Origin of the sequence: Sinomonas sp., assembly GCF_036848755.1 — a bacterium.
Lineage (GTDB): Bacteria > Actinomycetota > Actinomycetes > Actinomycetales > Micrococcaceae > Sinomonas.
This window is the reverse complement of the sequence record NZ_DAIUJO010000029.1, coordinates 7,848-29,152: the sequence shown is the minus strand read 5'-3', so window position 1 is coordinate 29,152 and position 21,305 is coordinate 7,848. Positions and strand designations below refer to the sequence as shown.

The 21,305-nt window shown below is 70.2% G+C and carries 15 protein-coding genes and 1 tRNA gene; 10 read left to right on the top strand and 6 right to left on the bottom strand.

Annotated features, from left to right (window positions below):
- Positions 1-17: 17 nt before the first annotated feature.
- The 6 genes from hrpA to V7053_RS06680 all read right to left on the bottom strand — a co-directional run bounded on the left by hrpA (position 18) and on the right by V7053_RS06680 (position 7,889).
- Positions 18-4,106 carry an ATP-dependent RNA helicase HrpA gene (hrpA, locus tag V7053_RS06705; RefSeq protein ID WP_334171491.1) on the bottom strand — a complete coding sequence of 1,363 codons (4,089 nt, stop codon included), beginning with the start codon at positions 4,104-4,106 and terminating at the stop codon, positions 18-20.
- Between the two features lie 378 nt (positions 4,107-4,484).
- Positions 4,485-4,560 (bottom strand) — tRNA-Arg (locus tag V7053_RS06700).
- 108 nt (positions 4,561-4,668) lie between these two features.
- Positions 4,669-4,911 (bottom strand): DUF2630 family protein, encoded by a 243-nt coding sequence (locus V7053_RS06695; protein ID WP_334171490.1) that lies wholly within the window; start codon positions 4,909-4,911, stop codon positions 4,669-4,671.
- A gap of 57 nt (positions 4,912-4,968) precedes the next feature.
- The gene (locus V7053_RS06690) at positions 4,969-6,501 is read right to left on the bottom strand and encodes an FAD-dependent oxidoreductase (RefSeq protein ID WP_334171489.1); all 1,533 of its coding nucleotides are present in this window, start codon (positions 6,499-6,501) and stop codon (positions 4,969-4,971) included.
- Positions 6,498-7,364 (bottom strand): FAD:protein FMN transferase, encoded by an 867-nt coding sequence (locus V7053_RS06685; protein WP_334171488.1) that lies wholly within the window; start codon positions 7,362-7,364, stop codon positions 6,498-6,500. Before V7053_RS06685 ends, V7053_RS06690 begins: the two co-directional genes overlap by 4 nt.
- 9 nt (positions 7,365-7,373) lie before the next feature.
- The gene (locus V7053_RS06680) at positions 7,374-7,889 is read right to left on the bottom strand and encodes an FMN-binding protein (protein ID WP_334171487.1); all 516 of its coding nucleotides are present in this window, start codon (positions 7,887-7,889) and stop codon (positions 7,374-7,376) included.
- A gap of 194 nt (positions 7,890-8,083) precedes the next feature.
- Here V7053_RS06680 and V7053_RS06675 point away from each other — a divergent pair, with 194 nt between their 5' ends.
- The 10 genes from V7053_RS06675 to V7053_RS06630 all read left to right on the top strand — a co-directional run.
- Complete coding sequence (locus V7053_RS06675) at positions 8,084-9,382, top strand: MFS transporter (protein WP_334171486.1); 1,299 nt, start codon at positions 8,084-8,086, stop codon at positions 9,380-9,382.
- Positions 9,383-9,386: 4 nt separating this feature from the next.
- The gene (gene argS / locus V7053_RS06670) at positions 9,387-11,045 is read left to right on the top strand and encodes an arginine--tRNA ligase (RefSeq protein WP_334171485.1); all 1,659 of its coding nucleotides are present in this window, start codon (positions 9,387-9,389) and stop codon (positions 11,043-11,045) included.
- Positions 11,046-11,047: 2 nt separating this feature from the next.
- Positions 11,048-12,610 (top strand): diaminopimelate decarboxylase family protein, encoded by a 1,563-nt coding sequence (locus V7053_RS06665; protein ID WP_334171484.1) that lies wholly within the window; start codon positions 11,048-11,050, stop codon positions 12,608-12,610.
- 55 nt (positions 12,611-12,665) lie between these two features.
- On the top strand, positions 12,666-14,021 hold the full coding sequence (locus V7053_RS06660) for a homoserine dehydrogenase (protein WP_443022574.1): 1,356 nt from the start codon (positions 12,666-12,668) through the stop codon (positions 14,019-14,021).
- A complete protein-coding gene (gene thrC, locus V7053_RS06655; protein ID WP_334171482.1) occupies positions 14,021-15,154 on the top strand; it encodes a threonine synthase in 1,134 nt (377 codons plus the stop codon). The genes V7053_RS06660 and thrC overlap by 1 nt, the downstream gene beginning before the upstream one ends.
- 10 nt (positions 15,155-15,164) lie before the next feature.
- The gene (gene thrB / locus V7053_RS06650) at positions 15,165-16,145 is read left to right on the top strand and encodes a homoserine kinase (protein ID WP_334171503.1); all 981 of its coding nucleotides are present in this window, start codon (positions 15,165-15,167) and stop codon (positions 16,143-16,145) included.
- Between the two features lie 286 nt (positions 16,146-16,431).
- Positions 16,432-18,525: a transcription termination factor Rho gene (gene rho / locus V7053_RS06645; protein ID WP_334171481.1), complete on the top strand. Its 2,094-nt coding sequence runs from the start codon at positions 16,432-16,434 to the stop codon at positions 18,523-18,525.
- 100 nt (positions 18,526-18,625) lie between these two features.
- Positions 18,626-19,699, top strand: a complete 1,074-nt coding sequence (prfA, locus tag V7053_RS06640; RefSeq protein ID WP_334171480.1) for a peptide chain release factor 1 — start codon at positions 18,626-18,628, stop codon at positions 19,697-19,699.
- 4 nt (positions 19,700-19,703) lie between these two features.
- Positions 19,704-20,624, top strand: coding sequence for a peptide chain release factor N(5)-glutamine methyltransferase (prmC, locus tag V7053_RS06635; RefSeq protein WP_334171479.1), 921 nt, complete (start codon positions 19,704-19,706; stop codon positions 20,622-20,624).
- On the top strand, positions 20,621-21,305 hold a 685-nt coding region (locus V7053_RS06630), incomplete at its 3' end, for an L-threonylcarbamoyladenylate synthase (protein WP_334171478.1). The genes prmC and V7053_RS06630, both read left to right, overlap by 4 nt.

Here is a 21,305-nt window from a genome sequence, read left to right as displayed (position 1 = left end):
GGCTCGCGCGGGCGTCGCTACGCCGGTGCGAGCGCCTCGTTGAGCGCCTGCCGCACGCGCTTCTCCGAGACCTTCCCTGCGGTCCCGAGTTCGACGGCGAAGAGGCTCACCCTGAGCTCCTCGATCATCCAGCGCACCTTCTCGAGCTTCCCGCGGTTCCTCCCGGTGGGCGACAGGGCGCCCACTGCGTCGTCGTAGTCGTCCTCGAGCGCCTGAACGGTCGCCATCGCGACCGCATCCCGCTGGACGTTGGCGGGCATCTTCTCGAGCCGGCGTTCGATCGCCCGAAGGTAGCGGGGGAGGTGAACGAGCTGGGCGTAGCCTGTCCGGGCCACGAAGCCGGGGTAGACAAGCTGCTCGAGCTGCGCCTTGACGTCGTTGAGCCCGCTCACGAGGGCCAGGCTCGTGGTCCCCTTGAGCTGCTTGCTGATGCGGCTGGCGGCGGCGAGTACCTCCTCGACGATCGCCGTCACGGCGAAGACCGTGTCGATGAGCTCGGCGCGAACGTGGTCGTAGAGCGCATCGAACGAAGCGCGGTCCCATGGCAGCCCGGCGGGGACGAGCCGGTCGATCGCCGCGAGCACGCAGTCCGCGATGAGGTCCGTCACGTTCCCGTGGGGATTCTGGCTGAACGTCAGCTTCTCGCGGTTGTTGAGGTGTTCGAGGACATACCTGTCCGGCGCGGGTACCCGCAACGCGAGGAGGCGGATGACGCCGCCGCGGTGGGCCTGGAGCTGGTCCTCCTCGCTCTGGAACACACGCAGTCCCACCGTGCCCCTGGCCTTCGGCTGGCCCTTGCTTCCGCGGCCCTCGTCGACGAGTGCGGGATAGCCGGTGACCGTGTGCCCGGCGACGACGGTACTCGCCGTGCGCGGAATCGTTCCAAGGGTCCATTCGGTCAAGCCACTCTGTTCGGCAAGTCCCGCGCCTACGGCGCGCCCCGCGCGCTCGCCCCCCGTCGCCGTCGTCCCTTGCGCTGACGTGGCACCCTGCGCGGACGACGACGCGTGCTCGCCACGCCGCTTCGTCGGCTGGGCCGACTTGGGTGTCGCGCCCAGCGATTCGGCGATGGCGCGCCGAGTCGCGGGCGCGAGCTGTTCCTGGAGCGCAACGAGGTCCTTGCCCGATCCGAGGACCATTCCCCTCGGGTCGACCACGCTGAACGACATCTTCAGGTGCGGCGGGACGGCCTCCCAGTTCCACGAGCCCGGGGGCACGATCTGGCCCTTGACCCGGCGCAGGGCGAGTTCGAGCGAGGGCTCGAGCTCGTCCCGCTGCGGGTCGAAGTCCGAGTCGAGCACGGCGACCGCCTGCCGGGCGACGTCCGGCGCGGGGACGAAGTTCTTGCGCACCTGCTTGGGGAGCGACTTGATGAGGGCCGCGACGAGCTCGGTCCGCTGCCCCGGGATCTGCCAGCGGAACGGTTCCGGATCGAGCTGGTTGAGGAACAGGACGGGGACTTCGGCGGTCACGCCGTCGTTCGGGTCCGGAGTTCCGCCCGGGGCGACCGGCTGGAACTCGTAGCTCAACGGCAGCTCGAACGATCCTTGCCGCCACACCTTCGGGTAGGCGGCGTCGTCGACGTCTTCGGCCCGTTCGCTCAGGAGCAGCGCACGGTCGAAGTCGAGGAGATGCGGGTCGTCGTGCTTGGCCTTCTTCCACCACGCGTCGAAATGCCGCTCAGAGACGACCGCCGCAGGGAGCCGTTCGTCGTAGAAATCGAAAAGCGTCTCGTCGTCGACCCGGAGGCCGCGCTGGCGGACACGCGTCTCGAGCTCGTCGACCTCCTCGAGCAAGTCGCGGTTGCGGCGGAAGAAGGCGTGGTGCGTGCGCCAGTCGCCCTCGACCAAGGCGTGGCGGATGAACAGCTCGCGGGCGAGAGCTGGGTCGATTCGCCCGTAGTTCACGCGGCGCTGCGGCACGACGGGGACGCCGTAGAGCGTGACCTTCTCGTACGCCATGACCGAGCCCATGCGCTTCGACCAGTGGGGCTCGGAGTACGAACGCTTCACGAGGTGCGGGGCCACGAGTTCGGCCCACTCCGGGTCGATCTTCGCCACCGTCCGCGCCCAGAGGCGGCTCGTCTCGACGAGCTCCGCAGCCATGACGTAGGTGGGGCTCTTCTTGAACAGCGCCGAGCCTGGGAAGATCGCGAAGCGCGTCCCGCGGGCGCCCGCATACTCGCGCTTGCGCTCGTCGAGGAGCCCGATGTGGCTGAGGAGGCCCGCGAGCAGCGAGACGTGGACGGCGTCGTGGTTGCCTACGGGATCCGTGTCCCTGCCCTGGCCCAGGCTGATACCAAGAGGTCGGGCGAGTTGCCGGAGCTGCTGGAACAGTTCCTGCCACTCACGGACACGCAGATAATTGATGAACTCCGCCTTGCAGAGCCGACGGAACGCCGACGAGGAGAGCTCGCGCTGCTTTTCCTGCAGGTAGTTCCACAGGTTGAGGTAGGCCGAGAAGTCCGAGTTCTCATCCCTGAAGCGCGCATGCTTCTCGTCGGCCAGCTGCCTCTTCTCCGTCGGTCGCTCCCGCGGGTCCTGGATGGTGAGCGCGGCCGCGAGGACCATCACCTCGCGAGCGCAGTCCCGCCTCGACGCCTCCACGATCATGCGGCCGAGCCGAGGATCGACGGGGAGCTGGGCGAGCTGGTGTCCGACGGCGGTCAGCCCGCTCGCGCGGCCGTCCCCCTTTCCGGGGGCCCGCCCGTCGCGGCGGCCAGCGCCGCGGCGCCGGCCGTTCTGGGCAGGCTCCGGCTCCGCGCCCGGCTCCGCCAAGGCACCCAGCTCTCGGAGGAGGAGGACGCCGTCGTTGATGGCGCGGCTCTCCGGTGGCTCGACGAACGGGAACGCCTCGACGTCCTTCGGGCCGCGGGCGATTCCCATCGCGGTCATCTGCAGGATGACGGCGGCGAGGTTTGTCCTCAGGATCTCGGGATCCGTGAATTCGGGCCGGGAGAGGTAGTCCTCTTCCGAGTAGAGGCGGATGCAGATGCCTTCTGAGACGCGCCCGCAGCGCCCGGCGCGCTGGTTCGCGGATGCCTGGGAGACCCGCTCGATCGGGAGCCGCTGAACCTTCGTCCGGTGGGAGTACCGCGAGATGCGTGCTGTGCCCGTATCGATGACGTACTTGATTCCCGGAACCGTCAGGGAGGTCTCGGCGACGTTGGTCGCGAGGACGATGCGGCGCCGTCCTCCGGGGCTGAAGACGCGGTGCTGCTCGGCGAGGGAGAGACGGGCGTAGAGCGGGAGGATTTCGGCGCCCGCGAGGCGACGGTTGGATTGGATTCGCGCACCGAGGGCGTCTGCCGCATCGCGGATCTCGCGCTCGCCGGAGAAGAAGATGAGGATGTCGCCCGGGTCCTCACGGGAGAGTTCGTCGACGGCGTCGCACACTGCGTCGAGGGGATCACGGTCGTCCTCGAGCGCGTCGTCGGACCGCGCGACGGTCGACTCGTCGTCGTCCGCCGTGTCCCCGCCGTCGCCCCCGAGCGGGCGGTAGCGAATCTCAACCGGGTAGGTGCGGCCCGAGACCTCGAGGACCGGGGCCGGCTCGCTGGTCCCGTCGGGCAGCTCGCGGGCGAAGTGCAGCGCGAATCTCTGCGGATCGATGGTCGCCGACGTGATGATGACCTTGAGGTCCGGCCGCTGGGGAAGGACCCGCTTGAGGTAGCCGAGGATGAAGTCGATGTTGAGGCTGCGCTCGTGCGCCTCGTCGATGATGATCGTCGAGTAGCGCCGGAGGAGCCGGTCCCGCTGGATCTCCGCCAACAGGATGCCGTCGGTCATGAGCTTGACCTTCGTCTCCGGGCCCACTTCGCCGGTGAAGCGGACTTGGAAGCCGACCTCCTGGCCCAGCTCGACGCCCAGTTCTTCCGCGATGCGCTCGGCCACCGTGCGGGCCGCGAGGCGCCTCGGCTGGGTATGGCCGATGAGCCCCTTCTCGGCGAGGCCGAGCTCGAGGCACATCTTGGGGATCTGGGTCGTCTTTCCGGAGCCGGTCTCGCCCGCGATGATCGTCACCTGGTTCGCCGCGATGGCCTCCATGAGCTCGTCGCGCCGTTCGGAGACGGGCAGAGCGCTGGGGTACGTGATCGTCAAGGCCATGGCTGATCCAGTCTAGTTGGCCCCTCCAAATCCCCCAGCTTCTAGGCCATCGCGCACGCGAACGGGCTCGGACCGATTCACCAGACGACGTCGCCCCGCAGCAGTGCGTCGCTTCCGCCTGGCGCCGCACCCAGCGCGACGGTGCCAGAGTGGTCGAGGCATAGAAGAGGGGGCATGGGTCCTGTTCTTCTTGCGCTTGTGGGAGCCGCGCGCTGATCTTCACGGCCGCCGGTCTCTACAGAAGACTGCCCACGGAATGGAGATCACAAGGCGGACCACGACGGCCAGAAGGCGAACCGCGACAACGGGGATTTAGCTGGGGGTCTGCCGGTGCGCTCACCAAAAAGGCCCCGCCGACTTGGTCGGCGGGGCCTTTCCTGGTGCCCTCGATAGGATTCGAACCTACGGCCTTCTGCTCCGGAGGCAGACGCTCTATCCCCTGAGCTACGAGGGCCCGTCCGTGGAGACTCATCGAGCTTATCAGGTGCTCACCCCGGCCATGCAAACCGGCCGGAAGGCAAACCGCCACGCCGCCGAAGCCCCGGAAATGGTCCGGCCGAACCTACTCGAGGTAGTTCTCGACGACATCGGCGGAACGGGGGGCTGCCTCGTTCGGGTTCTCACCGTACTGCCGCTTGGCGCGACGCTGGCGCAGGAGATCCCAGCACTGGTCGAGCTGTGCCTCGACGGAGGTCAGCCGCTCGTGCTCCTCGTCGGCGGAGATCTTGCCGTCTCCGAGCGCCGAGCGCAGGCCGCGCTCCTCCTCGATGAGCTCCTTGATGCGGTTCTGGATGTCCTGGTCCATTGCTCACTCCTTCCAGAAGGGATGTCCGCTGGTCAGCCTACGCCGCGCGCCGTGAGGTCAGTAGCCCGAGAACGCGTCGCGACGGACGTGGCGAGCGCCCGCCTCCCGTAGCTCCCGCGCGACCGCCCCGACGAACGACGGCGGCCCCGAGACATACGCCGTGCGCGCATCGATGTCGGGGACGAGTTCGCGGAGTCTTGCGGCGCTGAACGGGGCGGAGCCTGCGTCCTCCGCGAAGTCGGCGGGAGCGCCGCCGTCGGACGCCCGGACGACGACCCTCGCCCCGGAGGCTCGCAGGACCCCCGCGAACGCAAGCTCCGCGGGGGTGGGCACCGAGGCGACGAGCACGACGTCGCGCCCCTCGCCCGAGCTGCGGGCAGCCCGCAGCATCGACGCGAACGGCGTGATCCCGATCCCCCCGGCGACGAGCAGGAGGGGATCGTCGGTGTCGCGGGGGAGCACGAAGTCACCCCCGACCGCGGCCAAGTACACGCGTTGGCCCGGAACCAAGCCCATGAGCGAACGCTTTGAGGGGGACAGCGGCGGCGCGGTGCTCACGCCGAACGCGAGAAGGTCCGAAGAAGGCGCGCTCGTGAAGCTGAACGTCCGGCGGCTGCCAGCCCCGGCGGGGCCACCGCCGGGAAGGGACAGCTCGGCGTACTGCCCGGGCGCGAAGCGCACGCGCCGCGACGGGAGGAAGACGAACTCGTGGGATGTCGGCGTGAGCTCGCGCCTCTCCACGAAACGGAGGCTCACGCCGCGGGTCAGGCCGAACACGAAGGCAAGGAGATTTCCGACAAGGAGCGCCAGCTCGGGCGAATTGGAGACCGGCCCCAGCGTGAACGGCAGTGCGTACGCGACGCCGACGACGGCCGCGTAGCCGAACTGGTGAAGGCGGCGCCCAGGCATCGTGAGCGGTTCCGAGAGCATGAAGCCCGCGAAGAACACGAGCGGACCCTGGGAGACTGCCTGCCCGACGGAGGTGAGGGGAGCGATGCCGCCCTGCGCGACGGCTGCTGTGAAGACCCCGAGGGCGACGAGTGCGAAGAGGCCTGCCATCGCAAGGCGCTGCACGCGGTAGAGCACGAGGAGCGCGCCGGGAAGCACGAGCCACAGCATCGGGGGCGTTCCAACCCACCACGCGGCCGCGCCCCACCCGGTGAGGCCGACCACGAACGCGCCCAGGGCGGCGGGATTGAACGCGTGCCGACCGTGCACGGCCAGGACGTACTTGGACAGGGCCGCTGCGGTGCCGGCGAGCGCGGTGACGGCTAGGTCGAGGGGCGCGAGGCTCGGCCAGAACAGGAAGTAGAGCAGCAGCCCGGTGACGAGCGACGAATCCGCCTGGGGCGTGACACGCACGGCGGCCGCCACGACCCGGTTGACCCCATACGAGGCGGCGAGGCAGACCAGAAGGGACGCGAGCATGGCGGGGACGCCGAAGGGGAGCCAGCCGAGCGCGCCGAGCACCACGCTGTAGGCCGCTAGCGCTGCGAGCACCACGACGACGAGGCGGTACGCGCTGAGCCGCCCCAGGGCGGTGACCAGGCGAAGCCTCGCAGCGACGGGAGCGGAGAGCGTGGGGGTCACGAGAACAGGCCCTCCATGAAGATCTGGCTGCCCTCGGCATGACCGTCCGAGAAGACCTGAAGCCACTCTGGGCCGGCCTCGGCGAATTCGGCGGCGAGCACGGGACCGGGCGCGACGAAGAGCGCCGTCGCGAGAGCGTCGGCGGTCATCGCGTCCGAGGCCATCGCCCACGTCGCGATGATGGAGCGCACTGGCGCACCCGTCCGCGCGTCGAGCAGATGATGGAAGCCGTCCCCCCACGTCCGGCGGTTGCCGGCGGACGCGCAGAGGGCGCCGCGCGCGAGTTCAACGATCCCGATCGCCTCCTCGGGGTCGTAGGGATGCTCGAGCGCGGCCCGGACCGGCTCCGAACCGGCGTGCAGCAGGTCGCCGCTGCCGTCCACCACGTAGGCCTCGTGCCCGGCCTCGTCGAGGATTGCGCCGAGGCGGTCGACGAGCAGCCCCTTGCCGGCGGCACCGATGTCGAGCACGGCAGGGCGGGCAAGGACGACGGCGGTGCCTTCCCAGACGTGGTCGTCGTCCCAGAGCGGGGCGGGCTCGGGCGGCCCGGTCGGCACAAGCTCGTAGTGGGGGCCGTAGCCGAGGCGCTCGAGGCTAGACCCGACCCACGGGTTGACCGCACCCCGGGTGACCTCGTAGAGGCGGGCGTACAGGCTGGCGAGCGCAGAGCTCTCGGCTGGCATGTCCCACCGGCCGCCGTTCGCCCGCATCTGGGCTACAAGCGAGTCCGGCCGGAATCGCGACCACACCCAGTCGAAGCGCTGCGTCTCCCGCAGCAGCTCCTCGCGGACCCCGGCGCCGAGCTGATGTGCGGTGCGCACCTCGAACCGGGTTCCGAGGGCATCGAACGCGAACGTTTCCACGGCCGCGTCCTACGACGCCTCGCGCTTGATGACGGTGACGGCGTCGTTGAACCCCTGCCCGGTCAGCGAAGAGCCGGAGACGACCCCGACGTTGAGGTCGTCGAGCTTCTTCCCCACGACCACGTCCTTGATCCCTGACGCGAAGTGCCGCTGATAGAGGCGCGTGTTGGCGCTCGTCGGGTGCTCGGTGATCTGGACGTTCGTCACGACGCCCGACTTGAGGGTCAGCGCGACGCCGATCGTCTCGGGACCGTTGGGCGAGACGTAATGGCCGTCCGCGCAGAAGGTCCCGTCTCGGTACGGCTGTGCTCCCGGGCCGCTCGCCGACGCCGAGCTGGATGTCGCGGCGGGCGAGCTCGCGCACGCCGCCGGACTCGTCGTCGAGTCCGGAACAGCGGCCGCACCAGAGGGCGCGCAACCGGCCACCGCTCCGACGAGGGACGCGCCGGCAAGGGTGCCCAGGACGACCTTCCGTGCGGGTCGTGGCGACGAGGACGGGCGGGCGGACGCGGGGGAGGCTGGCATGGACGTGCTTCCTGAAGTGAACGAGAAGAGGGAATCTCCACCATTAAACGAAGAGGGAATCTCCACCATTAAACGTAGCCCCGCCATATGCCGTTCACGGCCGCTTCGTCTGTGCGCAGGCTATGAGGGTTCCGTTGGAACGCTGGGTGAGGCTATCGGACCAGGGTCGAGCGCGGCTGCTGTAACGTCGGGGGGTGAGCGAACCGGGGATGAAGGCGGAGGCAGTGGACGGCAGGGACCTGAGGAGCCGGGTCGCGCGCGGACGCCTCATCGCGGGCCTCGGCATCCTGGTCGTCGCGTTCACGCTGCGCACCGCCGTCACGAGCGTGCCACCGCTGACCGGCGCGATCGGCGGCGAGCTCTACCTTCCGTCGTGGCTCATCGGGATCCTCGGCATGCTTCCGACCGCGCTGTTCGGCATCGGGGGTCTCCTCACCCCCCTGGCCATGCGTCGCTGGAGCCTCGAGTCGATCGCCGTGGGCGCGATGGTCGCCGCGGGGCTGGGCCAGATCGTCCGGGCCCTCGCGCCCGAGACCGGCGTGTTCCTCGTCGGCTCCGCCGTGGCGCTCGCGGGAATGGGTGCCGGGAACGTCGTGCTGCCGCCCATGGTCAAGAAGTACTTCCCGCGCCGCATCGGACTCCTCACTGCGCTGTACGTGACGCTCATCAGCGTCGGTACCGCCGTGCCGCCCCTCCTTGCGGTGCCGCTTGCGGAGGCCGCCGGGTGGCGCGTGTCGATCGGCTGGTGGGCTGCGCTCAACGCCGTCGCGATCCTGCCGTGGCTGTTCGTGTGGAAGCCCCGTCCGGCGGCCCATCGCCGCGCGGCCCGCGCGCAGGCGGCGGCGGATCCCGGACGCGTCGTCATCCGTCCTTGGCGCTCGCCGGCCGCCTGGGCTCTCGCCCTCCTGTTCGGCTGCACGTCGCTCAACACCTACACGATGTTCGCCTGGCTTCCGCCGCTGCTGACGGGTGCAGGCCTGGACGCGGGGGCCGCCGGCGTCCAGCTGGCCCTGTTCTCGGGCGTCGGGCTGCCGCTCAGCCTCATCGTGCCGGTCCTCGCGAGCCGCCTGCGCAATCCTTTTCCCGTCGTCGCGTTCGGCGTGGCGTGTTTCGCGGTCGGATTCCTCGGGCTCTGGCTCGCGCCCACGACGGCGACGTCGCTCTGGTCCGTTCTCGCCGGGCTCGGGCCCGCCACGTTCCCGCTGGCGCTTGTCCTCGTGAACCTGCGCACGCGCTCCCACCAGGCCTCTGGCGCAGTCTCGGGCTTCGCCCAAGGCATCGGGTATGTCATGGCCTGTGCCGGGCCCCTGCTGGCGGGCCTGCTGCATGACGCGACCCACGACTGGACGGCGTCGTTTGCGTTCCTCGGGGCGACGCTCGTCGCCTTGGCCGCCTCGGGCTGGGTCATCTGCCGGCCGCGCTACATCGAGGATCACCCGGGGGTGGTCCAGCCTGCACAGTTTCAGGGCGGCGGCGCCCCGCCGGTAATCTAGGTCCGTGACTCCCGAAGAACTCTCCTCCGCCATCTCCGCCTGCCTTGCGGACGCCGTCCGCGCCGGCGAACTCGCCGTCGATGTCCCGGGAGAGATTCGCGTGGAGCGGCCGAAGAACCGGGAGCACGGTGACTGGGCCACGAACATCGCCCTCCAACTCGCCAAGAAGGCCGGGATGAACCCGCGGGCGTTCGCCGAGATTCTGGCGGCGCGCCTCTCGTCGTTCGACGGCGTCAAGAGCGTCGAGGTTGCGGGCCCCGGCTTCCTCAACATCACGCTCGACGCCGCCGCAGCCGGCGCGCTCGCGAAGATCATCGTCGAGGCAGGCCCCGTCTACGGACGCAACAACGCGCTCGCAGGCCACGTCGTGAACATGGAGTTCGTCTCGGCCAACCCGACGGGCCCTCTCCACATCGGCCACACCCGCTGGGCCGCCCTCGGAGACTCGATCGCCCGCGTGCTGCGTGCGTCGGGCGCTGAGGTCACCGCGGAGTACTACATCAACGACGCCGGCAGCCAGATGAACGTCTTCGCGAACTCGGTGCTCGCGCGGCTGCATGGCCGCGACGTGCCCGAGGGCGGGTACCCGGGCCAGTACATCGTGGACCTGGGCCACGACGTTCTGGCGGCGCACCCCGATGTCCGCGAGCTGACCGACGACGCCGCCCTGCCGATCGTCCGGCACGCGGCCTACGGGGCCCAGATGCGCGACATCAAGGACACGCTCGCCGCCTTCGGCGTCTCCTTCGACGTCTACTTCTCCGAGAAGGAGGGCCTGCATGACTCGGGGGCGATCGAGTCGGCCGTGTCCCGCCTCCGCGAGCAGGGCCACGTGTACGACGACGAGGGTGCCGTCTGGCTGCGCACGACCGACTTCGGGGACGACAAGGACCGGGTGCTCATCCGCGCCAACGGCGAGCCCACCTACTTCGCCGCCGACGCCGCGTACTACCTCTCCAAGAAGGACCGCGGCTTCCCCGAGAAGATCTACCTCCTCGGCGCCGACCACCACGGCTACGTCAACCGCCTCAAGGCGATCGCGGCCTGCGCGGGGGACGACCCGGAGCAGAGCATCGAGATCCTCATCGGCCAGCTGGTGTCCGTCAACGGTGCGAAGCTCTCGAAGCGCGCCGGCAACATCATCGAGCTCAAGGACCTCATCGACTGGCTCGGGAAGGACGCGGTGCGCTATTCGCTCGCGCGCTACCCGGCCGATTCCCCCCTCACGCTCGATCCCGAACTCCTGCGCAAGCACTCCAACGAGAACCCCGTCTACTACGTCCAGTACGCCCACGCGCGCTCGCGCGGGGCGGCACGCAACGCTGTGGACGCCGGCGTCGCCCGCGCCGTCGACGGCCGCGACGTGTTCGATGCCTCGCTCCTGAGCCATCCGACGGAGGGCGAACTCCTCGCGCACCTCGCCGCCTATCCCTCGATCGTCGCCAAGGCGGCCGAGTTCCGTGAGCCGCACCGCGTCGCGCGCCACCTCGAGACCATCGCGAGCGCGTACCACTCCTGGTACGACAACTGCCGCATCGCGCCGCAGGGCGACGAGGAGGTCACGGACCTGAACCGCACGCGCCTCTGGCTCAACGACGCCACGAGCCAGGTGCTCGCGAACGGCCTCGACCTGCTCGGCGTCTCGGCCCCGGAGAGGATGTGACCGTGGCACAGCCGACGGGCGAGCCCGACGCCCCAACGGCCTCTGCGTCTCCGCTTGCCCCGGACTGGCTGGCGGTGCCTGCAGGGCTGAATGGGCTCGAGGCCAAGATGTGGGCGCACGACGTCGAGCGGACCCCGGGCGGCGAACTCGCCGTGGGCGGCCTCGGAGTGGGGCAGCTCGCGGAACAGTTCGGCACCCCGCTCTTCGTCCTGAGCGAGGACGACTTCCGGGCGCGCGCGCGGTCTTTCAAGGAGGCGTTCGATTCGGCCTTCGCGGACGTGTGCGGGGGAGTGGACGTCTACTACGCAGGGAAGGCGTTCCTGTGCTCCGCGGTCGCGGCCTGGGTGGTCGAGGAGGGCCTCCGGCTCGACACGTGCTCGGGTGGCGAGCTCGCCGTCGCGGCCAAGGCAGGCGTCCCCGGCGAGCTCCTCGGCCTGCACGGGAACAACAAGTCGGACGCCGAGATCGAGCGCGCGCTCGACATGGGCGTCGGCCGGATCGTCGTCGACAGCCTCGACGAGCTCGAGCGTGTCGCCGCGATCGCCGCTTTCCGCGCCGAGCGCAACTGGGCACAGGATCCCGAGCGGCGCGAGGTGCGCGCGAAGGTCATGCTGCGCCTCACTCCCGGCGTCCACGCGCACACCCACGAATTCATCGCGACCGCGCACGAGGACCAGAAGTTCGGCCTGTCCATGGCGCCGGGCACCGCGAGTGCGGAGTTCCGTGCAGAGGTGGCGGAGGAATCCGGTGAGGCGGCGGCCCAGGCGGCGTCTGCGGCCGAGGAGGCCGTGGCGGCTGCGGCCGGCCACGACAGCATCGAGCTGCTGGGCCTGCACTGCCACATCGGATCGCAGATCTTCGAGCCCGAGGGCTTCGAGCTCGCGGCTGTGAAGCTCCTGACCTTCACGGCAGCCATGCGTTCGGCGTACGACGTCGCCCTTCCGGAGGTCGACCTGGGCGGCGGCTACGGCATCGCCTACACGTCCGTGGACACGCCGCGGCCGCCGGCCGAGATCGCGGAGGCGATGGCCGCCGTCGTCCGTTCGACGTGCGCCGAGCTCGGGATCACGCCGCCCAGGATCTCGATCGAGCCGGGCCGCGCCATTGTCGGCCCGTCGACGTTCACCCTCTACCGGGCCGGAACCGTCAAGGACGTCGTGGTGGATGTGCCGGCCAGTGGCGCCGCCTCCGCTTCCACCGCTGTCCGGCGCTATCTGTCGGTCGACGGCGGCATGAGCGACAACGCGCGCCCCGTCCTCTACGACGCGGACTACTCTGCCGTGCTCGCGTCCCGGGCCTCTGGCGCCGCGCCCCAGCTCACGCGCGTCGTCGGCAAGCACTGCGAGAGCGGCGACATCGTGGTGCGCGACGCGTACCTTCCCGCCGACGCCGGACGCGGCGACCTTCTCGCGGTCCCCGGGACGGGCGCCTACTGTTGGGCGCTCTCGAGCAACTACAACTACCTGGGGCGCCCCGGCGTCGTCGCAGTGCGTCACGGTTCGGCGCGATGGATCGTCCGCGGCGAAACTGAACAGGACCTGCTCTCCCGCGACATGGGAGTGTGACAACCCGATGGGAGATCGGATGACCGAGACTCAGACGAGGCCCGAGCCACAGGCCGTGCCCGACGACGCCGCGGCGCCCGAGGCCCGCAAGGTGCTGAAGGTGGCCCTCCTCGGCTGCGGCACGGTCGGCAGCCAAGTGGCGCGCATCCTGCTCGAGGACGGGGACGCGCTTGCCGCCCGGTCAGGGGCGCGGCTCGAGCTTGCCGGCATCGCCGTGCGCAGTCTGGACGCGAAGCGCGACGTCGACCTCCCGCGCGAGCTCTTCACCGACGAGGCCGAGCCGCTCGTGGACTCCGCGGATCTCGTGGTCGAGCTCATGGGCGGGATCGAGCCTGCCCGCTCGCTCATCCTCCGCGCCATTCGCAAGGGCGCGTCGGTCGTGACCGGCAACAAGGCCCTGCTCGCCCAGGACGGCCCGGCGCTGTTCGAGGAGGCCGACCGCAACAACGCGGAGCTGAGCTTCGAAGCCGCCGTGGCCGGGGCGATCCCGATCATCCGGCCGATCCGCGAGAGCCTCTCAGGCGACCGCATCACGCGCGTCCTCGGGATCGTCAACGGGACCACGAACTACATCCTCGACCAGATGGACACGACCGGCGAGGCGTTCGCGGACGCGCTCGCCGAGGCCCAGCGGCTCGGGTACGCCGAGGCGGATCCGACCGCGGATGTCGAGGGCCACGACGCCGCGGCGAAGGCGGCGCTCCTCGCGACCCTCGCGTTCCACACCCCGGTGAGCCTCGAGGATGTGCGCTGCCAGGGCATCACGAGCGTCACGGCAGAGGACATCGCCGCGGCCAAGGAGTCGGGCTTCGTCATCAAGCTCCTTGCGATCGCCGAACTCGTCCAGCTGGAGGGCCGCGAGGGGGGAGAGGGCAACGAGGGCACGAGCGTCCGAGTCCACCCCACGCTCCTGCCGCGCGAGCATCCGCTGGCGGCGGTACGCGGAGCCTACAACGCGGTGTTCGTCGAAGCGGAGAACGCCGGCCAGCTCATGTTCTACGGCGCCGGCGCCGGCGGCCGCCCCACTGCCTCGGCCGTCATGGGGGACTTGGTCTCCACCGCGCGGCGCGTCGTCGCGGGCGCGCCGGGCCGGACGGACACCGCCACGCGCAGGCTGCCGATGGTCGGAGTCGAAGGAATCGTCACGAGCTACAGCATCGGGCTCGAGGTTGCCGACCAGCCGGGCGTCCTGTCCCGGGTTGCGGCAGTCTTCGCAGAGCACGGCGTCTCCATCGAGGCGATGCGCCAGACACTCGACGGCGGCGCACCCGGCTCGGGAACGGGCCGGGCCGAACTGCGCTTCGTGACCCATCGCGCGACGGAGAAGGCCCTCGCCGAGACCGTCGCCGACATCAAGAACCTCGACGCCGTCGAATCCGTGACGAGCGTCCTCCGAGTCGAAGGAGTCTAGTGGCCCACCAGTGGCGCGGAGTCATCCGCGAATATGCCGATCGCCTGCCCGTCACCGAGGCGACCAGAGTGATCACCCTCGGCGAGGGGGGCACTCCGCTTGTCCACGCCCAGCAGCTCTCGGCGCTCACCGGCTCGGAGGTGTACCTCAAGGTCGAGGGGATGAACCCGACCGGCTCGTTCAAGGACCGCGGGATGACCATGGCCATGACAGCCGCGGTCGAGGCAGGTGCGAAGGCGGTCGTGTGCGCCTCGACCGGCAACACGTCGGCGTCGGCAGCTGCCTACGCGACGACGGCGGGCCTCACGTGTGCGGTGCTCGTGCCTGAGGGCAAGATCGCGATGGGCAAGCTGAGCCAGGCGATCGCGCACGGCGCGACGCTCCTCCAAGTCGACGGCAACTTCGACGACTGCCTTGAGATCGCGCGCAAGCTCGCCGACGCCTACCCGGTCTTCCTCGTGAATTCCGTCAACCCGGCCCGGATCGAGGGTCAGAAGACAGCCGCGTTCGAGATCGTCGATGCCCTCGGCGACGCCCCGGACATCCACGTCCTCCCGGTCGGCAATGCGGGCAACATCTCGGCCTACTGGAAGGGCTACAAGGAGTACGCGAAGGACACCGAGTACCCGGTGAGGGCGAGCGCAGAAGACGCCGAGGGTGCCACGCGCACGCTTCCCGCCGTCGCGACGAAGCTTCCCGTGATGTGGGGCTTCCAGGCCGAGGGCGCGGCCCCGTTCGTTGCCGGCCACCCGATCACCCACCCCGAGACCATCGCCACGGCGATCCGGATCGGCAACCCGGCATCGTGGGAGACGGCAGTCGCCGCCCGCGACGAGTCCGGCGGCCTCATCGACGCGGTCTCGGACGAGCAGATTCTCGCCGCGCACCGCTGGCTCTCCGCCAAGGAGGCCGTGTTCGTCGAGCCGGGTTCCGCCGCGAGCGTCGCGGGACTGCTCAAGATGCACGCGGCCGGGAAGGTCCCCACAGGCCAGCGGATCGTCTGCACAGTCACGGGCCACGGCCTCAAGGACCCGCAGTGGGCGCTGCGCACCGAGGCCGGCGGCCAGGTCGAGCCGGTCAAGGTCGCGAACGACGTCGTGAGCGTCGCCAGCGTCCTCGGCCTCGAGCCGTAGCCCCGTGACGATGCAGTCGACCGCCCGGGAATCCTCGCTCCGCACCGTCGAGGCCGGGCAACGCGTCACCGTCCGCGTTCCCGCGACGAGCGCGAACCTCGGGCCCGGGTTTGACAGCCTCGGCCTCGCCCTCTCGCTCTACGACACCGTGAGCGTCGAGACGGCCGACGACGGCGAGCTGGCCTTCGAGCTCAGCGGCGAGGGCGCGGACACCCTCCCGCGCGACGCGAGCCACCTCGTGGTCCGCACGGTGGACGCCGCGCTCTCGCGGCTCGGGTATCGACGCGCCGGACTGCGGATCACGGCCGAGAACGTGAGCCCGCACGGGCGCGGCCTCGGTTCCTCAGCGTCGGCGACCGTGGCTGCAGTGCTCGCCGCCGCTGAGCTCGTCCCCTCGGACGAACGGCCCAGCCGCGAGTGGGTCCTCCAGCTCTGCAGCGAGATCGAGGGCCATCCCGACAACGTCGCGCCTGCGATCTTCGGTTCGCTCGCGCTCTCGTGGCAGGACGGCGAAGCGTTCCGGACGGCCATTGCGCGCGTGCACCCCGACGTGGTGCCGATCGTCGCTGTGCCCGACTACGAGCTCTCCACGGAGCTTGCGCGCTCGCTCCTGCCCTCATCCGTCCCGCATCAGGCCGCCGCGGCGAACGCAGGGCGAGCGGCGCTGCTCGTGCACGCGCTGACGAACGACCCGTCGTTGCTTGTCCCGGGGACCGAGGACTACCTGCATCAGAGCTATCGGGCCTCGGCCATGCGGCCGAGTGCAGAGCTCATCCGTCGGCTTCGCGACGAGGGCCACGCCGCCGTCGTGTCGGGCGCGGGGCCGACAGTGCTCGCGCTCGCGGGAGGTGCGGCGGAGGCGGACGAGGTGCAGGCCGCCGTCGAACGTTTTGCGCTGGGAGCGGAAGCCGCGGGATCCGAGACTCGCTGGCGTGTCATGCGGCTCGGTGTGGATGCCGAAGGTGCTAGAGTAGAAGTGCATTCGCGGTAGCTTTCGCCCCGCAGGCCCACGTTCTCCTTATCGGGACGTCCAGCAGGCCCAGCACATCCGCTCCGAATGCCGTCCCTACCAGCTCCGCAGCCGGTCAGCCCGCTTGCAGCTGCCGCAAGCTCTGTCCCCCTTCGTACGCCTGGGGCGAATCCGCAGTGTGCTCCGTTCTGCCGTTCTGCCGTTCTGGCGCAACGGGGCAGCCATCCGACCGCTGTATCTGAACGCGGTCACCAACACGATGCGGCCGCTTCTGACAGCTGCCGCAGTCGACGGGGAAGGATCCTTCGTGACACAGACCACTGAGCTGAACCCGGCAGTGGACGCCTCCACTTCGCCTGAATCCAAGGGCATCGCGGGCCTCAAGCTCGCGCAGCTCCAGGCGCTGGCCTCCCAGCTGGGTATCACCGGCGGTTCCCGCATGCGGAAGGGCGACCTCGTGGCCGCCATCTCCGCACACCAGAAGGGCGAGCCCGTGGTGCGCCGCACTGCGACTGCCGCCCAGCCGTCCGAGCAGCCGGCCGCTGCTCCCGAGGCCAGGGAAACGGCTGCGCCCGCAGCCGAGGAGGCCGCTCCGGCCCGTGGCCGCGGCCGCACCCGTCGGCGTGCCGGAAGCGACGGCGTCGTGACCGCGACCGTTGAAGCACCCGCTGAGGCGACCCAGGCTGCCCCGGCCCAGCCTTCCCAGGCCCGGCCGGTCGAAGCCCAGCCGCTGCAGGAGCAGCTGCGGAGTGAAGCGCCCGTCGCCCGGCGCTCGCCCAAGGCCGCGCCGGCAGAGTCTGCTCAGGTTGCGGAGGCTGCACCCGAGACGGCGCCGACGGAGGCGCCGCGCCAGCCGAGGACCCGCAACCGCAACCGTCGCGCCGGGAGCGAAGGCACCGTTGTCGCCGAGTCCGCGCCCGCCGTCGAGGCTGCGCCTGCTGAGGCCCCCGCGGAGGCGCCCGCCCACGCCCCTGCTGAAGCCGGACAGCCTGAGGGCCAGCCGGCAGAGGCCGGCGAGCGTCGCCGCGAGCGTGGCGACCGCGGCCAGCAGGAGCGCCGTCGCGACGACTCCGAGGGCGAAGACGGCGGAAACCGCCGCAGCCGCCGCAATCGCCGTGGACGCGAGCGTGATCGCGAAGAAGGCCGCAACGACCGGTTCCGCGATCGCAACGACCGCCGCCGCGGCCGCAACCAGGGCCCGGAGGTGGACGAGACCGAGGTGACCGACGACGACGTGCTCGTCCCTGTCGCGGGCATCCTCGACGTCCTCGAGAACTACGCGTTCATCCGGACGTCGGGGTACCTCCCCGGACCCAACGACGTCTACGTGCCGCTCGCCCAGGTCAAGAAGTACAACCTGCGCAAGGGCGACGCCGTCGTCGGCGCCATCCGCGCCCCTCGCGACGGCGAGGACAACCGCCAGAACCAGGGCGGCCGCCAGAAGTTCAACGCCCTGGTCCGCGTGACGAGCGTGAACGGCAAGAACACCGAGGACCTCAAGAACCGCGTCGAGTTCAACAAGCTCGTCCCGCTCTACCCGTCCGAGCGCCTGCGGCTCGAGACCGACCCGAAGAAGGTCGGCCCCCGCGCGATAGACCTCGTCGCGCCGCTCGGCAAGGGCCAGCGCGGCCTCATCGTCTCGCCTCCGAAGGCAGGCAAGACGCTCATCCTCCAGTCCATCGCGAACGCGATCACCGTGAACAATCCTGAGGTCCACCTCATGATGGTGCTCGTCGACGAGCGGCCTGAAGAGGTCACGGACATGCAGCGTTCGGTCCGCGGCGAGGTCATCGCCTCGACCTTCGACCGGCCCGCCGACGACCACACGACCGTCGCTGAGCTCGCGATCGAGCGCGCCAAGCGGCTCGTCGAGCTCGGTATGGACGTCGTCGTGCTCCTTGACTCGATGACCCGCCTCGGGCGCGCTTACAACCTCTCGGCGCCCGCGTCCGGGCGCATCCTCTCGGGTGGCGTCGACTCGGCGGCCCTGTACCCGCCGAAGCGCTTCTTCGGCGCGGCGCGCAACATCGAGAACGGCGGATCGCTCACCATCATCGCGACCGCGCTCGTCGAGACGGGCTCCAAGATGGACGAGGTCATCTTCGAGGAGTTCAAGGGCACGGGCAACATGGAGCTCCGCCTGTCCCGCCAGCTCGCCGACAAGCGCATCTTCCCCGCAGTCGACGTCAATGCCTCCGGCACGCGTCGCGAGGAGAACCTGCTCTCTTCGGACGAGGTCAAGATCATGTGGCGCCTGCGCCGCGTGCTCTCCGGCCTCGACACCCAGCAGGCTCTCGAGCTGCTCACGTCGAAGATCCGCGAAACCCAGTCGAACGTCGAGTTCCTCCTGCAGGTGCAGAAGACGACGCTCGCCTCGAAGTCGGAGAACGACAAGCACTAGCTGCCCCGCACGGCGGCCGGCCCGGAGACCCCGGCGCCGGCCGCCGTCGTCGTTTGTCGACCGCGTCTCAACCACCCGCCACCCCTAAGAGAGGCCCCACATGTTCGAGTCCGTGAAAGGACTGCTGGACGAGCACGCAGACCTGCAGAAGCAGCTGAGCGACCCTGCGGTCTACCAGGACCAGGCGCTCGCGCGGAAGCTCGGCCGTCGCTCCGCCCAGCTCAACGGCATCGTCGAGGCCCACACCCGCTGGAAGCAGCTCTCCGACGACGTCGAGGCGGCCCGGGAGATGGCAGCCGAGGATCCAGACTTCGCCGCGGAGCTGCCCGAACTCGAGGCGTCCCTCGCCACGGCGCAGGAGAAGCTGCGCCGGCTGCTCATTCCGCGCGATCCCAACGACGCGCGCAACGTCATCCTCGAGGTCAAGGGAGGCGAGGGCGGCGACGAGGCAGCGCTGTTCGCGGCCGATCTCCTGCGCATGTACACGCGCTACGCCGAGTCGAAGGGATGGAAGACCGAGATCCTCTCCTCGACCGAGTCCGACCTTGGCGGGTACAAGGACGTCCAGGTCGCCATCAAGGGCACGTCCAACGATCCCGCGGAGGGCGTGTATGCGCACCTCAAGTACGAGGGCGGTGTCCACCGGGTCCAGCGTGTGCCCGTCACGGAATCCCAGGGCCGAATCCACACGTCGGCGGCGGGCGTGCTCGTGTTCCCCGAGGTCGACGAGCCGGAGGAGATCGAGATCAACGCGAATGACCTCAAGATCGACGTGTACCGCTCTTCGGGCCCCGGCGGCCAGTCCGTCAACACGACGGACTCTGCGGTGCGCATCACGCACCTCCCCACCGGCATCGTCGTGGCCATGCAGAACGAGAAGTCGCAGCTCCAGAACCGCGAGGCCGCGATGCGGGTCCTGCGCTCGCGCCTCCTCGCCCACCAGCAGGAGCAGATCGACGCGGAGAACGCCGAGGTCCGCAAGTCGCAGGTCCGCACCATGGACCGCTCGGAGCGGATTCGCACGTACAACTATCCCGAGAACCGGATCGCCGACCACCGCACGGGCTACAAGGCGTACAACCTCGATGCGGTCATGAACGGCGATCTCGAGCCGGTGGTCAAGTCCTGCATCGACATGGACGAGCAGCACCGCCTCGACGCCCTCGGCGAGTAGGCACGTGAGCAACTCTGCCGGGGGCGCGGGCGGCGAGGATCTCGGCGTCGCGCTGCGACGGGCGACGGAGTTGCTCGCCGAGGCGGGCGTGCCGAGCCCTCGAGCCGACGCCGAATTGCTGGCCGAGCATCTTCTCGGCTGCGGGCTCGGGCGGCTCCGCGCGCTCGCCGTCGTCGGCAGCCCCGTTCCCGACGGGTTCTGGGAGCTTGTCGAGGAGAGGGCCAAGCGCGTTCCCCTCCAGCACCTGACCGGCGTCGCCCACTTCCGCCAGCTCGCGCTCAGCGTGGGGCCCGGCGTCTTCGTCCCCCGGCCGGAGACCGAGACCGTCGTGTCCCTCGCGCTCGACTGGATCGGTGCGCATCGCGCCGTTCTCGCGGCCCCCGTCGTCGTCGATCTCGGGACCGGTTCAGGAGCCATTGCCGCCTCGATTGCCGCCGAATGCCCCACGAGTCATGTCCACGCCGTGGAACTCTCCGAATTCGCCTTCGCCTGGGCCGCCCGTAACGTCGCCCTGCCCGAGGTGGGCGGGCGCGTCGATCTCGTCCTCGGCGACCTGCGCACCGCGTTCCCAGAACTCGACGGCACCGTGGACGTCGTCGTGAGCAACCCGCCCTACATCCCAGCGGGCATGGTCCCGCGGGAGCCCGAGGCGGCCGAGCACGACCCCGAGCTCGCCCTCTACGGAGGCGGAGAGGACGGACTCGCGCTGCCGCTCGCAGCGATTGCGTCCGCGGCTCGCCTCCTCCGCCCGGGGGGATTCTTCGTCATGGAGCACGCCGAGGTGCAGGCGGGCTCACTCGCCAGCAGGCTCTCCTCGGACCCTGGCTGGACGCAGGTCGCGTCCCACCAAGACCTGAACGGCCTCCCACGCGCCACGTCGGCTGTCCGGAGCGAGGCCGCGCGCGTGGAAGAATTGAGGCCGTGACGACCACGAGCTACAACTGCAGCGACCGGGAACGGCGAGCCGAGGGCCTCGCTCATGCACAGCGGGCCATCGCAGCCAAGCAGTGCGTCGTGATGCCGACGGACACCGTCTACGGCATCGCGGCCGACGCGTTCTCGGCTCAGGCGGTCGCGACGCTCCTGGCCGCCAAGGGCCGCGGCCGTTCTATGCCGCCGCCGGTGCTCATTCCGCGGCTCCAGACCATGGACGGTCTCGCCACCGAGGTCCCCGAGGCGGGGCGGCGACTCGCCGAGAGGTTCTGGCCGGGGCCGCTCACGCTCATCTTCCACGCGCAGCCGTCGCTGACGTGGGACCTCGGCGACACCCAGGGCACCGTTGCTCTCCGCATCCCGGACGACGAGATCGCGCAGGCTCTCCTGACCATCACGGGTCCGCTCGCGGTTTCCTCGGCCAACCGGACCGGCCACAAGGCCGCACAGACTGCCGACGAGGCACGGGAACAGCTCGCGGAGTCCGTTGAGGTCTACCTCGACGGCGGCTTCAGGCCCGTCGATGGCAGCGCCGAGGGCGTCCCCTCGACGATTGTGGACTGCACGGGGGAGCGCTTGCGGGTCGTGCGGCAGGGCGGCGTGAGCCTCGAGGCCCTGCGGGAGATCGTGCCGGACATCCTGGGGTTGGGCGAGGAGCCGGAGCCGCTGGCTG

Excerpts from the sequence above, each read along its gene's own strand:
- V7053_RS06680 (WP_334171487.1), bottom strand. The coding sequence starts at position 7,889 with ATGCCAGCCTCCCCCGCGTCCGCCCGCCCGTCCTCGTCGCCACGACCC.
- V7053_RS06695 (WP_334171490.1), bottom strand. The coding sequence starts at position 4,911 with ATGGACCAGGACATCCAGAACCGCATCAAGGAGCTCATCGAGGAGGAG.
- hrpA (WP_334171491.1), bottom strand. The coding sequence starts at position 4,106 with ATGGCCTTGACGATCACGTACCCCAGCGCTCTGCCCGTCTCCGAACGG.
- thrB (WP_334171503.1), top strand. The coding sequence starts at position 15,165 with ATGCAGTCGACCGCCCGGGAATCCTCGCTCCGCACCGTCGAGGCCGGG.
- prfA (WP_334171480.1), top strand. The coding sequence starts at position 18,626 with ATGTTCGAGTCCGTGAAAGGACTGCTGGACGAGCACGCAGACCTGCAG.